This window comes from Curtobacterium sp. MCSS17_005 (genome assembly GCF_003234225.2).
GTDB classification, from domain to species: Bacteria; Actinomycetota; Actinomycetes; order Actinomycetales; family Microbacteriaceae; genus Curtobacterium; species Curtobacterium flaccumfaciens.
The window spans coordinates 3,239,359-3,253,685 of the sequence record NZ_CP126258.1 but is presented as its reverse complement, the minus strand read 5'-3'; the positions used below and the strand labels follow the sequence as shown (position 1 = coordinate 3,253,685).

Sequence of the window (14,327 nt, the reverse complement as noted above, 5' to 3'; positions counted from 1 at the left end):
ACCAAATGCATGATCTGGTCGAGAGTGTTCCGGTGGTCATAGCGAGAGGGAAACGCCCGGTCACATTCCGAACCCGGAAGCTAAGCCTCTCAGCGCCGATGGTACTGCAAGGGGGACCTTGTGGGAGAGTAGGACGCCGCCGGACTTAACGTATGAAAGATGTGGCCATCGGCCCTCCATCGAGAATTCGCAGGGGAAACCCTCGTTCTCGGTCGGGGCCGGTGGCCATTTCTGTTTCTGCCGCCGTCGCTCGACGCCGGCTCTGGTTCGTGATGGACTGGAGGCCGACGTCGGGTGACCGACGCGGCACCCAACACAACGACACAGCGGACGAACGCCCGAGGCACTGCACCGGGCACGCGATGAGGAGCAACGGTGGCGAACGACGACGATCAGCGGCGGAACGACGGGGACCGCGGAGATCGACCCCGGCGGGGCGGCGACCGGTTCCCGCGTCGCGAGGGCGCTCCGCGTCGCGACGGCCAGAGCGATGGTCGTTGGTCGTCCGGTCCTCGTGAGTTCGAGCGCCGCGAAGGCGACCGTCGTGATCGTCCGCAGGGTGGAGACCGTCCGTTTCGTGACGGCGCGCCTCAACGGGACAGCGCTCCGCGTCGCGACGGCGACCGTCCGTTCCGGTCCGGCGACCGGAACGACCGTCCGTCGTGGCAGGGCGACCGTGGTGACTCCGGCCGGCCGCCGCGCGGCGATGGTCCGCGCGGTGCCGATCGTCCGCGACGCGATGGCGATCGTCCGTTCCGTGGTGGCTCGGACCGCCCGGCTCGTGACGGTGATCGTCCGCTCCGTGGTGGGAGCTCTGACCGTCCGCGTCGTGATGGTGACCGCCCGTTCCAGGGTGGTTCAGACCGTCCGCGTCGTGATGGCGATCGTCCGTACCGCGGTGGATCGTCCGACCGCCCGGCGCGTGACGGTGATCGTCCGTACCGCGGTGGATCGTCAGACCGCCCGGCTCGTGACGGGGACCGCCCGTACCGCGGTGGTTCGGACCGTCCGGCTCGTGACGGGGACCGCCCGTACCGTGGCGGGTCCTCAGACCGTCCGCGCCGTGACGGAGACCGACCCTTCCAGGGCGGGTCTGACCGTCCGCGTCGCGATGGCGACCGCCCGTACCGCGGGGGCTCCGACCGTCCCGCTCGCGACGGGGACCGCCCGTACCGCGGGGGCTCCGATCGGCCCGCTCGTGGCGGCGACCGTCCGTACCGTGGTGGTTCGTCCGACCGTCCGGCCCGTGGTTCGTCCGACCGTCCGTTCCGCGGCGGTTCGTCGGACCGCCCGGCTCGCGACAGCGGTGAGGACCGTCGTCGTTTCGGTGACGGCAGCCGTCACGCCGGCGCCCGTTTCGGTGAGGCCGCGCGCGACGACTGGGAGGACCGCGACCCCTACGGCACGAAGTCGATCCGTCCGCGCCACGACGACCCGGAGATCCCCGAGGAGATCCAGGCGCGCGACCTCGACCCGGCGGCCCGGATGGAGCTGAAGACCCTCAGCAAGGACAACGCCGACTGGGTTGCGCGTCACCTCGTGGCAGCTGCGCTCTTCGTCGACGACGACCCCGAGACGGCGAACCAGCACGCCCTGAGCGCTGCTCGTCGTGCCGGTCGTGTCGGTGTCGTCCGCGAGACGGCCGCGATCACCGCGTACCGCCTCGGCGACTTCGCCACCGCGCTCCGGGAGCTCCGCACCTACCGTCGGATCTCCGGTCGCAACGACCAGCTCCCGATGATGGTCGACTGCGAGCGTGGCCTGGGCCGTCCGGAGCGGGCACTCGAGCTCGGTCGTTCGGTCGAGCGCTCGGCCCTCGAGACCCCGGTGCAGGTCGAGCTCGCGATCGCCATGTCCGGCGCTCGTCTCGACCTCGGGAATCCCACAGCCGCCCTCGGCGAGCTGGAGATTCCACAGCTCGACCCGTCCACCGCCTACACGTGGTCCCCGGCGCTCTACAGTGCTTACGCGGCCACGCTCGAGGAGCTCGGTCGACAGGACGAGGCCGACGAGTGGTGGGCCCGTGTGGACCGCGCGGCAGCGGCCCTCGCCGAAATCGCGGACGACAACGCTTGGGAGACAGTTGATGTGGTCGAGGAAACGCTCGAAGTCGAAGAACACGGAGACGCCGGAGACGACGACGCCGATGACCTCGGAGCCGACGACGTCGCGACCGACGAACTCGACGACGACTCCGCCGACGAACTCGACGACGACTCCGCCGACGACCTCGACGACGACTCCGCCGACGACCTCGACGACGACATCGACGACGAACCCGCCCTCGACGACCTCGACGACGACACCTCCGCAGCCGACGAGCCCGGCGAGATCGACGACGACAACCCCCGCGACGTCGACGGCTCCGCAGCCGACTGAGCAGTCGGCGGCCTTGACCGACGGCGTCGACGTGGTCCTCACCGACCTCGACGGCGTCGTCTACCGGGGCCGCAACGCCATCCCCCACGCGGTCGAAGCCCTGACCCGGGCATCGCTGACGGCGCGGGTCGGCTACATCACGAACAACGCGTCCCGCCGTCCCGTCGACGTCGCCGAGCACCTCGAGCGTTACGGGCTCGAGGTGTCCGAGGGTGACGTCGTCACCTCGTCGCAGGCCGGCGTCCAGCTGCTCGCGACCCTGGTGCCGGCCGGATCGACCGTCCTGGTCACCGGCGGGCTCGGGCTGTCGAGCATCGTCGAGGCAGCCGGGTTCACGGTCACCTCGAGTGCCGAGGACTCCCCGGCCGCGGTCATCCAGGGCTTCTCGCCGGACCTCGGTTGGAAGGAACTGGCCGAGGCCTCGTTCGCCCTGGCCGACCCCGACGTGCCGTGGGTGGCCACGAACATGGACTGGTCGATCCCGGTCGAGCGGGGCATCGCGCCCGGCAACGGCACGCTCGTGTCCGCCGTGCACCAGGCGGTCGGCCGGATGCCCGTGGTCGCCGGCAAGCCCGAGCGGCCGATCTTCGACACGGCGGTCGAGCGCTTCGGCGGCGGTCGGACCCTGTTCATCGGGGACCGGTTGGACACCGACATCAAGGGTGCGAACGACGTCGGGATCCCGAGCGTGCTCGTGCTCACCGGCATCGACAAGGCGAAGCAGGTGCTCGCGGCCGACCAGCGCTCGCGTCCCACCTACGTGCTCGAAGACCTCCGGGGACTGGCCCAGCCGTACCCGGAGACGGTGCGGCGCGAGGACGAGGACGGCACCCGGTACGTGACCGTCGGGACCTCGACGGTGGCGATGCGCGGGCACGTCGTCCGGGTGCTCGACGCCGGGACCGACATCGATCGGCTGCGTGCCGGCTCGACGCTCATCTGGGAGTCCGGTTTGGCCATCTACGGCCTCGACGTGGACCCGCAGCTGTACGGCGGCGAGTAGCGTGTCGGACGTGCCGAACCCCGAGCAGCCGTCCGCCGAACCCGAGCAGCAGGACGCCTTCGCCGCGCGCACAGCCGAGGCCGAGGCCCTGCCGCTCGCCGACCGTGCCGACGCCTTCTCCGCCCTGCACGACGAGCTGCGGACGCGGCTCGAGAGCGGCGGCTCCGCGAGTGCCTGAGCCGGACGGAGCCGTGCACGACGCGACCCCGGTCCGCCTCGACGCCCTCCTCGCAGCACGCGGGCTCGCACGGTCGCGCACCGTCGCCAGCAAGCTGATCCAGGACGGCCGGGTGCTCGTGGGCGGCCGCGCCGTCCTGAAACCGTCGACGCCGACCGCATCCGACGCGGACATCGAGGTCGACGCCGCGGACGAATGGGTCTCGCGTGCGGCCCGGAAGCTCGTCGGTGCACTCGACGCGTTCGACGTCGACCCTTCCGGTCGGGTCGTGCTCGACGTGGGCGCGAGCACCGGTGGGTTCACCCAGGTGCTGCTCGCACGCGGCGCGCGCCGTGTCATCGCGCTCGACGTGGGGCACGGACAGCTGCACCCCACCATCGCGCTCGACGAACGCGTCGCCGTGGTCGAGGGAACGAACGCGCGGAACCTCACGCGCGCCGACTACCTGGCGCTCGACGGCGCCGCTGGCGAGACGAGCCTGGTGGTGGGGGACCTGTCCTTCATCTCGCTCCGACTCGTGCTGCCGGCGCTGGCCGAAGCCGTCCCCGCGGACGAGTTCGTGCTCCTGGTGAAGCCCCAGTTCGAAGTGGGTCGCGGCGGTGTGCGCGAGGGCATCGTGCACGACGCCGGGCTCCGGAACGACGCGCTCATGAACGTGCTGTGGGCGGCGTGGGACCTGGGCCTCGGCACCAGTGGGATCGCCGCGTCCCCGATCGTCGGGACACACGGCAACCACGAGTACCTGGCCCGCTTCCAGCGCGGTGTCGGGGGCAATCCGACAGAATGGAGAGTCCGGGCGACCGAACTCACGGAAGGGTCTTCATGAGTGACGAACGGCACATCCTGCTCGTGTCCCACACGGGTCGCCGTGACTCGATCGACGCTGCGGTCGAGGTCTGCGACCTCCTGCACGCAGCCGGTCTCACGCCCGTCATGCCCTTCGACGAGTACGCCGACATCCGTCGTGCCGAGGCGTCGGTCGGCAAGGTCGACATCCTCGGCGTCGACGTCCAGCCGAACCAGCTCGAGATCGTCATCGTGCTCGGTGGCGACGGCACGATCCTCCGCGCCGCGGAACTCGTGCGGAACACCGGCGCTCCGCTGATCGGGGTGAACCTCGGGCACGTCGGGTTCCTGGCCGAGAGCGAGCGTGACGGCCTGTCCGAGACGGTCGAGCGCGCGCTGTCCGGTGAGTACAACGTCGAGGAACGCGTCACCCTGCAGGTCGACGTGGTCGTGGGCAACCAGATCGTCTACTCGAGCTGGGCGCTGAACGAGGCCACGATCGAGAAGGCCTCGCGGGAGCGGATGCTCGAGGTCGTGACCGAGGTCGACGGCCGCCCGCTGTCGTCCTTCGGCTGCGACGGCGTGGTCGTGTCGACCCCGACCGGCTCCACGGCGTACTCGTTCTCCGGCGGTGGCCCCATCGTGTGGCCGGACGTCGACGCGCTGCTCATGGTGCCGCTGAGCGCCCACGCCCTGTTCGCCCGTCCGATCGTCGTCGGGCCGGACTGCACGCTCGCGATCGAGGTCCTGCGGCGCACGAGCGGCGTCGGTGTCCTCTGGTGCGACGGCCGACGGACCCACGACCTGCCCCCGGGCGCCCGAGTCGAGGTCCGGCGTTCGCCCGACCCGGTGCGTGTCGCCCGCCTCAAGGACGCCCCGTTCACCGACCGCCTGGTCGCGAAGTTCCAGCTGCCCGTCGCCGGGTGGCGCGGCCCCCAGAGCGACGAGGACGACCGATGAGCGCGGAGAACACGCGATGAGCACGGAGAACACCCGATGAGCACGGAGGACGACCGATGATCGAGGAGATCGCGATCCGCGACCTCGGTGTCATCGGTGAGACCACGCTCGAACTCGGGCCGGGCTTCACCGTCGTCACCGGGGAGACCGGTGCGGGCAAGACGATGATCGTCACCGCGCTCGGGCTGCTGCTCGGTGCGCGGGCCGATGCCGGATCGGTGCGCCGCGGGGCCTCCAGCGCCGTCGTCGAAGGTCGCTGGCACGTCCCCGAGCAGGACGCCGTCGCCGAACGCGTCGAGGACGCCGGCGGCACCGTGGAGGACGGCGAACTCATCCTCACCCGCACGGTCTCCGCCGAGGGGCGCAGCCGCGCCACGGTGGGCGGTCGGAGTGCGCCCGTGGCGGTGCTCGGCGAGCTCGCCGACCAGCTCGTCACCGTGCACGGGCAGTCGGACCAGATCCGCCTCACCTCGGCCACTGCGCAGCGGGCTGCCCTCGACGGGTTCGGGGGAGCCTCGCTCGAGAAGGCCCTCGCCCGGTACGTCGCCGCGTACGACGCCTGGCAGCAGCACGCCGGTGAACTCGAGGTCCTGGTCCGCGACCGGGACGACCGGGTGGCCGAGGCCGAGCGGATCCGCGCGGCCTCCGACGAGATCGAGGCCGCCGACCCACAGCCCGGCGAGGACGTCGAGCTGGCCGAGCGCGCCGAACGGCTGGGGAACCTCGAGGAGCTCCGGTTGTCCGCGGCCCTGGCGCACGAGGCGTTGTCCAGCGAGTCCCTCGACGGCGTCTCCGACGTCGTCGGCCTGGTCGAGTCCGCACGCCGTGCCGTGGAGCGCGTCGCGTCGTCGGACAGTGCCCTGCAGCCGGTGCTCGAGCAGCTCACGGAACTCGGGATCCAGGCGGCCGAGGCCTCGGCGAGCATCTCGAGCTACCTCGGTTCCCTGGAACCCGAGGCCGGGCACGACCTCGAACTCATCAACGAACGCCGAGCCCTGCTGGCCGGCCTCACCCGCAAGTACGGCGAGACGGTGGACGACGTCATCGTCTACGGGCAGCGCGCGAGCGACCGGCTGCTCGAGCTCGACGGCGACGACGACCGGATCGCGGCGTTGCAGCAGTCCGTCGAGCAGGACGAGCAGGCGCTCGAGTCCGCCGCCGCCGCGCTCACGACGGCGCGCACCAAGGCGGCCACCGACCTGGCGAAGCGCGTGACCGCTGAGCTGAAGACCCTCGCGATGGGCGGTGCGACCCTGGTGGTCGAGGTCACCGACGCCGGCGAGTACCGCCGCCACGGCCGTGACCAGGTCACGATCCTCCTCCAGCCGCACTCCGGCACCGACCCCCGGCCGATCGGCAAGGGGGCGTCCGGCGGTGAGCTGTCGCGCGTGATGCTCGCGATCGAGGTCGTCATGGCCGGCAGCACCACGGTGCCGACGTTCGTCTTCGACGAGGTCGACGCGGGTGTCGGCGGGGCGGCGGCGATCGAGATCGGCCGACGGCTTGCGAAGCTCGCCGAGCGCACGCAGGTCATCGTCGTCACGCACCTGGCCCAGGTCGCGGCCTTCGCGAACAACCACCTCAACGTCGTGAAGGACGCCAGCGGTGCCGTCACGTCGTCGAGCGTGCGCCGGCTCGAGGGCGAGGACCGGTTGCAGGAGATGGCACGGCTGCTCTCCGGACTCGGTGACAGCGCCAGCGGCATCGAGCACGCCCGCGAGCTGCTCGACGTGGCCGGCCAGCGGGCCTGACGACCAAGCAGGCGGGTGCCGCCCGCCGACCCGGCCACGGCCCGAGGACCCGGCCACCCGCTCGCGCAACGCCCACGGCGAACCGAGGTCGCGCCTCCCGGCAGTTCTGACGTACGATGGAATCCCGTGGCGGACACTCTCAGCGGCGGTACCAATTCCTCGAACTCGACCCCGAAGGTGACGAAGCAGATCTTCGTGACCGGCGGGGTCGTCTCGTCTCTCGGCAAGGGCCTGACGGCGGCCAGCCTCGGCAACCTGCTCACGGCTCGCGGCCTCAGGGTCGTCATGCAGAAGCTCGACCCGTACCTCAACGTGGACCCGGGCACCATGAACCCGTTCCAGCACGGCGAGGTCTTCGTGACCGACGACGGTGCGGAGACGGACCTCGACATCGGGCACTACGAGCGTTTCCTCGACATCAACCTGTCGCAGGCCGCGAACGTCACGACCGGTCAGGTGTACTCGACGGTGATCGCCAAGGAGCGTCGCGGCGAGTACCTCGGCGACACGGTGCAGGTCATCCCGCACATCACCGACGAGATCAAGCGCCGGATGCGCGAGCAGGCGCAGAACGACCCGCAGCCCGACGTCATCATCACCGAGGTCGGTGGCACCGTCGGCGACATCGAGTCGCAGCCGTTCATCGAGTCCGCCCGTCAGGTGCGGCACGAGCTCGGCCGCAACAACGTGTTCTTCGTGCACGTCTCGCTGGTGCCGTTCATGAACGCCTCGGGTGAGCAGAAGACCAAGCCGACGCAGCACTCCGTCGCCGCGCTCCGCTCGATCGGCATCCAGCCCGACGCGCTCGTGCTGCGCAGCGACCGTCCGGTGTCGGAGTCGAACAAGCGCAAGATCGCGCTGATGTGCGACGTGGACGAGGACGCCGTGGTGAACGCCGTGGACGTCCCCTCGATCTACGACCTGCCGACGCTGCTGAACAACCAGGGCCTCGACCAGGTCATCGTCGAGGCGCTCAAGCTCGACGCCGGTCCGGTCGACTGGACCGCGTGGACCCCGGTGCTGAAGGCCGTGCACGAGCCGAAAAAGGACGTCACGATCGCCCTGGTCGGCAAGTACATCGACCTGCCGGACGCCTACCTGTCCGTCACCGAGGCGCTCCGTGCCGGCGGATTCGCGCACGACGCCAAGGTGACGCTGAAGTGGGTCGTGTCCGACGACTGCACCACGCCCGAGGGCGCGGCGAAGCAGCTCGGCGACGTCGACGGCATCTGCATCCCCGGTGGGTTCGGCGTGCGCGGCATCGAGGGCAAGCTCGGCGCGCTGAAGTTCGCGCGTGAGCAGGGCATCCCGACGCTCGGCCTGTGCCTCGGCCTGCAGTGCATGGTCATCGAGTACGCCCGCCACGAGGTCGGTCTGACCGACGCGTCGAGCACCGAGTTCGACCCGGAGACCTCGACCCCGGTCATCGCGACGATGGCGGAGCAGGTCGACATCATCGCCGGTGGCGACCTGGGCGGCACGATGCGCCTGGGCCTGTACCCGGCGTCGTTCACGCAAGGCTCGCTGGCGGCGGAGCTGTACGGAGCGCCCGAGGCGTCTGAGCGCCACCGTCACCGCTACGAGGTGAACAACAAGTACCGCGAGCAGATCGCGGACGCCGGCCTCGTCTTCTCGGGCACGTCGCCCGACGGCACGCTGGTGGAGTACGTCGAGCTCCCGCGCGACGTGCACCCGTTCTACATCGCCACGCAGGCGCACCCGGAGCTCCGCTCGCGTCCGACCGATGCGCACCCGCTGTTCGCGGGGCTCGTCGCGGCCGCGATCGAGCGCCACGAGGCGTCCAGCCTGTTCGACCCGCAGACCGAGGAGCAGGTCGCGTAAGCGCCGGTCTCCACGATCGGACGGGAGGCGCGGTGCCAGCTGGCACCGCGCCTCCCGTCCGTCCGGGGTCGCGTCCACGGCACCTGGTTCCGGACACGGAACCACGGAACGACGCGGTGCTGTGTCCGGAACCTGGTTCCGATGGGGGCGTCAGGGGCACGCGTGCTTGGATGGAGCCGTGACAGACGCACCGATCGCTGACGAGTCCGCCTCCTTCGAGGTCACCGAATCCACCGTGGTGTACGAGGGCGCCGTCTGGGACGTGCGCCGCGACACCGTCGCGTACAACGGCGACTCGATGGTCCGCGAGTACATCGACCACACGGGTGCCGTCGCCGTGTACGCCGAGGACGACGAGGGCCGCGTCCTGGTCATCCAGCAGTACCGACACCCGGTGCGGCTGCGCGACTGGGAGCTGCCCGCCGGTCTGCTCGACATGGAGGGCGAGGACCACCTGACGGCCGCGAAGCGCGAGCTGGGCGAGGAGGCCGACCTCGAGGCCGACACGTGGGAGCCCCTGGTCCGCTACAACACGTCTTCGGGCGGCAGCGACGAGTTCATCCAGATCTACCGGGCGCGCGGTGTCCGGTCGACCGGGTCCGCGTTCGAGCGCGAGGCCGAAGAGGCCGACATCGTGACGCGCTGGGTCCCGCGGGCGGAGCTGCTCGAGGGGATCCTGGGCGGTCGGCTCAACAACTCGGCCCTCGTCGTCGCGACGCTCGCCGTGGAGGCGATCGAACAGCGCGGCAAGTGAGCGGGCCCGCGGCCGACGGTCTGCGCGACCTGGTCGCCACCGGCACCTGGACGCACGAGCCGGAGGCCGCCGAGTTCGACCGCGACGTGTTCCGCGTCACCGCGGTCGAGGGCAGTGACGCCTGGCGGACCACCTCGTACGGGTTCGTGCACGACTCCGAGCACGCGCTGCTGCAGCCGACCGACAGGCCGTTCTCGGTCGAGGCGTCGTTCGTGCTCGACTACACCGAGCAGTTCGACCAGGCCGGGGTGTTCCTGCGCGTCGACGAACAGACCTGGATCAAGGCCGGCGTGGAGTTCTCGGACGGAACCCCGCAGCTCGGCGCCGTGGTGACGCGCGGGTTCTCGGACTGGTCGGTGTCGCCCGTGCCGGAGTGGGCGGGCCGGGTCGTGACCGTCCGCGCGAGCCGCGATGGTGACGCCGTGACGATCCGGGCGTGGGCCGACGGCGACGAGTCCCGTTTGGTGCGGGTCGCGTACCTCGACCCGGACGCCGTCGTGTCCGCGGGGCTGCTGTGCGCCGGGCCGACGCGGGCCGGGCTGACCGTGACGTTCACCGGGTTCCGCGTGGGCACGCCGGACGAGGCGTTGCACTGACGGCGGGTGGCCCCGCGCCGGTTAGCCTGCTGAGGTGATGCCCCTCGACCGTGCCGCGGAGACGTACCTGCGGCACGTCGCGATCGAGCGGGGACTCTCGCAGCACACGTTGTCCGCGTACCGGCGGGACCTCGTCGTGTTCACGTCGTGGTTGGCGGCCGCTCCGGTCGTCGAGTCGGACGGTGCGGACCGGGCCGGGGGGTCCTCGGCGCTGCTGGACGTGGCACGGTTGGCACGGGCGGACGTCTCGGGGTTCGTGACACACCTGGCCACCCGACCGGAAGGTCCGCTCGCACCGCGGTCGATCGCGCGGATGCTCAGTTCGGTGCGCTCGTTCACCGCCTTCGCAGCGGGGGAGGGCTGGCTGCCGCTCGACCCCGGCACCGCCGTCCGACCGCCGAAGGCCCCGATGCGGCTGCCGAAGGCGATCCCCGTCGAGGACATGGAACGGCTGCTCGGGGCAGTGTCCGTCGACGCCGACGACCCCGTCCAGCTGCGGGACAAGGCCCTGCTCGAGCTGCTCTACGCCACCGGTGCGCGGATCTCCGAGGCGGTGGGACTGTCGGTCGACGACGTGACGACGGTGTCGGACGCCGACGGCGAGCTCTCCGTCGTGAAGGTCACCGGCAAGGGCAACAAGCAGCGGATCGTGCCGCTCGGCAGCTTCGCCCGGGCCGCGATCGACGCCTACCTGGTGCGCGCACGGCCGGTGTTCGCGGCACGAGGGCCGTCGACGCCGGCACTGTTCCTCGGTGCCCGTGGAGCGCGGTTGTCGCGGCAGAGCGCCTGGCTCGTGATCCAGGCCGCCGCTGCTGCCGCCGACCTGGAGGCGCACGTGTCACCGCACACGTTCCGGCACTCGTTCGCGACGCACCTGCTCGAGGGCGGTGCCGATGTGCGCGTGGTGCAGGAGTTGCTCGGCCACGCGAGTGTCGCCACGACGCAGATCTACACGATGGTCACGGCGGACATGCTGCGGGACGTGTACCAGACGGCGCACCCTCGGGCGCGGCGGTAGGCGGGCCCTGCGCCCTCAGAACAGGTGGAACTGGGCCGACGCAGCGATGACCGTCGTCGTCACCGCGACGACGAGGGCGCTCGCCGAAGCGCTCCGCGCCAGGACCGCCCAGGCACCGACGGCCCCGGGACGGACGATGCCGATGACGCCGCACGCCACGCCGAGCAGCCCCGCCAGGCCCCAGGGGTTCACGACGACCGAGACCACGGCGAGCAGCACCGCGAGCACCGTGAACACACAGAGTCGGCGGTCGCCGGCGGTGCCCGATGCCCACGCGTCCGTCCGGATCGCGGCGGTCTGCACCGAGAACGACGGCCCCACCGGCGCGACGACGATCGGCGTGACCGGTTCTGCAGCGGCCGCGGGGACCCGCGTGGCTGCGCCCCAGGTGCGACCGTCCCACCAGCGCAGACGACGGGCGTCCTGCGGGTCCGGGAACCAGCCTGCGGCCGGCAGCGTCACGGTTGCTCCTCGAGGTGCGGGGTGGATCGACGCTCCCGAGCCTAGGAGCGCGGTCGGCCTCGCCCCAGTCCCCAGCCGGGTGTCAGCACAAGGGGGGACCGGACCGGTGCACTACGGTCGGGGCGTGCCCTCGACGCTCGACGACTTCTGGACCGCGCGACGCAGCGAGCGTCCGAGCCTTCCGACGGACGTGCCGGAGGCGTGGTCCTTCGGCGCGACCCCGGAGCAGGCGGACGCGCTCCTGCAGCTCGTGCTCGACGGGGTCAAGGTCGGCACGGCGTCGTCGCTCTGGGACTACGAGGCGACCGGTGACCCGCCGCCGGCGGCCGACGAGTTGAGCATCGTGACCGACGGCTCGGGTTCGCCCCGTGCCGTCATCGAGACGACGGTGGTCCGGGTGGTGCCGTTCGACCAGGTCGGCGCGGACCACGCCTGGGCCGAGGGCGAAGGGGACCGGACGCTCGAACACTGGCGGACCGTGCACGAGGCGTTCTGGCGCGCACACTCGGAGAATCCGCGCGGGTTCGCGCCGGACATGCCGGTCGTGTGCGAGCGGTTCCGGCTGCTCTGGCCGAGCAGCTGAGGTCTTCCGGTCAGGCGGGGACCGGCTCCGCGTCGACCTCGGTGAACACGTCCTTCACGGCGGCGAGCAGGCGAGCGTTGAAGTCCACGCCCAACTGGTTCGGCACGGTGACGAGCACGGTGTCGGCAGCCCGGACGGCCTGGTCGGCCGCGAGTTCCGCGACGAGCTGTTCTGGCTCACCGATGTAGGACCGGCCGAACCGGGCCAGCCCGCCGTCGAGGTGCCCGACCTGGTCCTGCCCCTCGACCTGCGCGCGCACGCCGAAGTAGTGGCGCGACTCGTCGTCGATGATCGGGATGATGCTGCGCGAGACCGAGACGCGCGGTTCGCGGTCCCAGCCGGACTCGGACCACACCCGGCGGAAGCGCTCGATCTGCTCGGCCTGCAGCTGGTCGAACGGCACACCGGTGTCCTCGGTCAGCAGGGTCGAGGACATCAGGTTCATGCCCTGCTCGGCGGTCCACTCCGCGGTGGCACGGGTGCCGGCGCCCCACCAGATGCGGTCGCCGAGCGAGTCGGACAGCGGGGAGATCGGCAGGGACCCGACCGAGCCGGTCATCTGCGGGTTGGCGTTGGCCATCGGCTCGCCGGCGATCGCTCGGCGGAACACGTTCGTGTGCGCACGGGCCATGTCGCCGCCGTTCTCGTCAGCGGCGTCGGGCACGTAGCCGAACTGCTGGTAGCCGGCGAGGGCGGTCTCGGGTGATCCCCGCGAGACACCGAGCTGCAGTCGGCCGCCGGAGATCAGGTCGGTGGCCGCGGCTTCCTCCGCCATGTAGAGCGGGTTCTCGTAGCGCATGTCGATGACGCCCGTGCCGATCTCGATCCGGCTGGTCTTCGCGGCGATGGCGGAGAGCAGCGGGAACGGTGCGGCCTGCTGCGGGGCGAAGTGGTGGACGCGGAAGTAGGCGCCGTCGACACCGGCTTCCTCGGCTGCGACCGCGAGGTCGATCGCCTGCACCAGGGCCTCCCGCCCGCTGCGCACCTTCGACCCCGGCACGTCACGCCAGTGTCCGAACGACAGGAACCCGATCTTCGTCATGTCCATGCGAACGCATCCGGAGGCGGGGCCATTCCGCGCGACTACCGTGGCGGGGATGGAGGACCCCCGCCCCGCACTCGAGGCCGAGCGCGCCCGCAACGAACGGTTGCTGCTCGAGGTCGAGCGGAGCATGCGTGACGTCAGTGACGCCCGGCAGGACGCCAACTCCGACGACGAGCACGATCCGGAGGGCGCGACCCTGGCCTGGGAACGCGGCTCGCTCGGTGCGGTCCGTGACGGCGCGCAGCTGCGGGTCCGCCAGGTGGACGCAGCGCTCGCACGACTCGACGACGGCACCTACGGCCGCTGCACGGTCGGCGGCGAGCCGATCCCGGAGGCCCGGCTGGCCGCCGTCCCGTGGGCGGCGACGTGCGTCGCGCACGCGTGAGGGGCACGCGGCCGGTGTCGCCTGACGGCCTGGAGGCGCGGTGCGGCCCCGCCACGCGCCTCCCGGCATGCGCACCCCGCGTCCACCCCGTGCGCCGCTGATTCCCAGCCGCGCGCCCTACGTTTTCGGCATGGACGGCGACCCGAACGACCGACCCGGCGAAGCCCGGGCCGACGGCGCGCCGCGCCAGCGCTTCCAGTGGTTCCACCGCCTGCGCACCTGGATCCACGCGCGGCCGCACGTGCACCTGCTCTACAAGGTGCTGGTCGGTCTGGTGGGTGGGCTGGTCGTCATCATCGGGCTGATCCTGGTGCCGCTGCCGGGCCCGGGTTGGCTCGTGGTCTTCATCGGCCTCACGGTGCTGGCGAGCGAGTTCCACTTCTTCCACAGGATCATCACGTGGCTCCGGGCACAGTTGCACCGCTTCTGGGACTGGGCCAAGCGGCACGGGCCGAAGCGTCTGCGCGATGCTGCGGACCGGGGCAAGGCCGACGTCGATGCTGCGCACACCGGGGCGGCGCGGACCGTCGGGGTGCGTGCGCGCGCTCGCGGGACGAACTCGGCGCGACCGGGCCACTAGTCGGG

The 14,327-nt window shown here is 71.4% G+C and carries 16 protein-coding genes and 1 rRNA gene; 15 read left to right on the top strand and 2 right to left on the bottom strand.

Going from position 1 to position 14,327, the window contains the following annotated elements; translation table 11 throughout:
* Window positions 1–28 precede the first annotated feature (28 nt).
* The 12 genes from rrf to DEJ20_RS15460 all read left to right on the top strand — a co-directional run bounded on the left by rrf (window position 29) and on the right by DEJ20_RS15460 (window position 11,267).
* Window positions 29–145 (top strand): 5S ribosomal RNA (gene rrf, locus DEJ20_RS15515).
* A gap of 369 nt (window positions 146–514) precedes the next feature.
* Window positions 515–1,495, top strand: a complete 981-nt coding sequence (locus DEJ20_RS15510; RefSeq protein WP_111235961.1) for a hypothetical protein — start codon at window positions 515–517, stop codon at window positions 1,493–1,495.
* Entirely contained in the window at window positions 1,486–2,379 is an 894-nt protein-coding gene (locus tag DEJ20_RS15505; protein WP_111235962.1) for a tetratricopeptide repeat protein, read from the top strand. Before DEJ20_RS15510 ends, DEJ20_RS15505 begins: the two co-directional genes overlap by 10 nt.
* A gap of 13 nt (window positions 2,380–2,392) precedes the next feature.
* A complete protein-coding gene (locus DEJ20_RS15500; RefSeq protein WP_111235963.1) occupies window positions 2,393–3,382 on the top strand; it encodes an HAD-IIA family hydrolase in 990 nt (329 codons plus the stop codon).
* Between the two features lie 10 nt (window positions 3,383–3,392).
* Window positions 3,393–3,560, top strand: coding sequence for a hypothetical protein (locus DEJ20_RS15495; protein ID WP_181422652.1), 168 nt, complete (start codon window positions 3,393–3,395; stop codon window positions 3,558–3,560).
* Window positions 3,553–4,386, top strand: coding sequence for a TlyA family RNA methyltransferase (locus DEJ20_RS15490; RefSeq protein WP_111235964.1), 834 nt, complete (start codon window positions 3,553–3,555; stop codon window positions 4,384–4,386). The genes DEJ20_RS15495 and DEJ20_RS15490 overlap by 8 nt, the downstream gene beginning before the upstream one ends.
* The gene (locus tag DEJ20_RS15485; RefSeq protein WP_071245131.1) at window positions 4,383–5,306 is read left to right on the top strand and encodes an NAD kinase; all 924 of its coding nucleotides are present in this window, start codon (window positions 4,383–4,385) and stop codon (window positions 5,304–5,306) included. The genes DEJ20_RS15490 and DEJ20_RS15485 overlap by 4 nt, the downstream gene beginning before the upstream one ends.
* Before the next feature lie 56 nt (window positions 5,307–5,362).
* Window positions 5,363–7,057 carry a DNA repair protein RecN gene (gene recN, locus DEJ20_RS15480; protein ID WP_111235965.1) on the top strand — a complete coding sequence of 565 codons (1,695 nt, stop codon included), beginning with the start codon at window positions 5,363–5,365 and terminating at the stop codon, window positions 7,055–7,057.
* A gap of 126 nt (window positions 7,058–7,183) precedes the next feature.
* Window positions 7,184–8,899, top strand: coding sequence for a CTP synthase (gene pyrG / locus DEJ20_RS15475; protein WP_111235966.1), 1,716 nt, complete (start codon window positions 7,184–7,186; stop codon window positions 8,897–8,899).
* A 178-nt stretch (window positions 8,900–9,077) separates the two neighbouring features.
* Window positions 9,078–9,653, top strand: a complete 576-nt coding sequence (locus DEJ20_RS15470) for an NUDIX domain-containing protein (protein WP_111235967.1) — start codon at window positions 9,078–9,080, stop codon at window positions 9,651–9,653.
* Entirely contained in the window at window positions 9,650–10,249 is a 600-nt protein-coding gene (locus DEJ20_RS15465; RefSeq protein ID WP_111235968.1) for a DUF1349 domain-containing protein, read from the top strand. Before DEJ20_RS15470 ends, DEJ20_RS15465 begins: the two co-directional genes overlap by 4 nt.
* A 37-nt stretch (window positions 10,250–10,286) precedes the next feature.
* A complete protein-coding gene (locus tag DEJ20_RS15460; protein WP_111235969.1) occupies window positions 10,287–11,267 on the top strand; it encodes a site-specific tyrosine recombinase XerD in 981 nt (326 codons plus the stop codon).
* Window positions 11,268–11,282: 15 nt separating this feature from the next.
* Here DEJ20_RS15460 and DEJ20_RS15455 read toward each other — a convergent pair whose 3' ends face one another.
* Window positions 11,283–11,729: a DUF2510 domain-containing protein gene (locus DEJ20_RS15455; protein ID WP_181431596.1), complete on the bottom strand. Its 447-nt coding sequence runs from the start codon at window positions 11,727–11,729 to the stop codon at window positions 11,283–11,285.
* A gap of 124 nt (window positions 11,730–11,853) precedes the next feature.
* On the opposite strand from DEJ20_RS15455, the gene DEJ20_RS15450 reads away from it, so the two are divergent.
* Window positions 11,854–12,312 (top strand): ASCH domain-containing protein, encoded by a 459-nt coding sequence (locus DEJ20_RS15450; protein ID WP_220035010.1) that lies wholly within the window; start codon window positions 11,854–11,856, stop codon window positions 12,310–12,312.
* Window positions 12,313–12,322: 10 nt separating this feature from the next.
* Here DEJ20_RS15450 and DEJ20_RS15445 read toward each other — a convergent pair whose 3' ends face one another.
* Window positions 12,323–13,360: an LLM class flavin-dependent oxidoreductase gene (locus DEJ20_RS15445; protein ID WP_111235972.1), complete on the bottom strand. Its 1,038-nt coding sequence runs from the start codon at window positions 13,358–13,360 to the stop codon at window positions 12,323–12,325.
* A 49-nt stretch (window positions 13,361–13,409) separates the two neighbouring features.
* Between DEJ20_RS15445 and DEJ20_RS15440 the strand changes: the two genes are divergently transcribed.
* A complete protein-coding gene (locus tag DEJ20_RS15440) occupies window positions 13,410–13,742 on the top strand; it encodes a TraR/DksA family transcriptional regulator (RefSeq protein ID WP_111235973.1) in 333 nt (110 codons plus the stop codon).
* 130 nt (window positions 13,743–13,872) lie between these two features.
* Window positions 13,873–14,322 (top strand): TIGR02611 family protein, encoded by a 450-nt coding sequence (locus DEJ20_RS15435; RefSeq protein WP_111235974.1) that lies wholly within the window; start codon window positions 13,873–13,875, stop codon window positions 14,320–14,322.
* Window positions 14,323–14,327: the final 5 nt, after the last annotated feature.

Excerpts from the sequence above, each read along its gene's own strand:
- recN (WP_111235965.1), top strand. The coding sequence starts at position 5,363 with ATGATCGAGGAGATCGCGATCCGCGACCTCGGTGTCATCGGTGAGACC.
- DEJ20_RS15485 (WP_071245131.1), top strand. The coding sequence starts at position 4,383 with ATGAGTGACGAACGGCACATCCTGCTCGTGTCCCACACGGGTCGCCGT.
- DEJ20_RS15505 (WP_111235962.1), top strand. The coding sequence starts at position 1,486 with ATGGAGCTGAAGACCCTCAGCAAGGACAACGCCGACTGGGTTGCGCGT.
- DEJ20_RS15440 (WP_111235973.1), top strand. The coding sequence starts at position 13,410 with ATGGAGGACCCCCGCCCCGCACTCGAGGCCGAGCGCGCCCGCAACGAA.
- DEJ20_RS15435 (WP_111235974.1), top strand. The coding sequence starts at position 13,873 with ATGGACGGCGACCCGAACGACCGACCCGGCGAAGCCCGGGCCGACGGC.
- DEJ20_RS15460 (WP_111235969.1), top strand. The coding sequence starts at position 10,287 with ATGCCCCTCGACCGTGCCGCGGAGACGTACCTGCGGCACGTCGCGATC.
- DEJ20_RS15445 (WP_111235972.1), bottom strand. The coding sequence starts at position 13,360 with ATGGACATGACGAAGATCGGGTTCCTGTCGTTCGGACACTGGCGTGAC.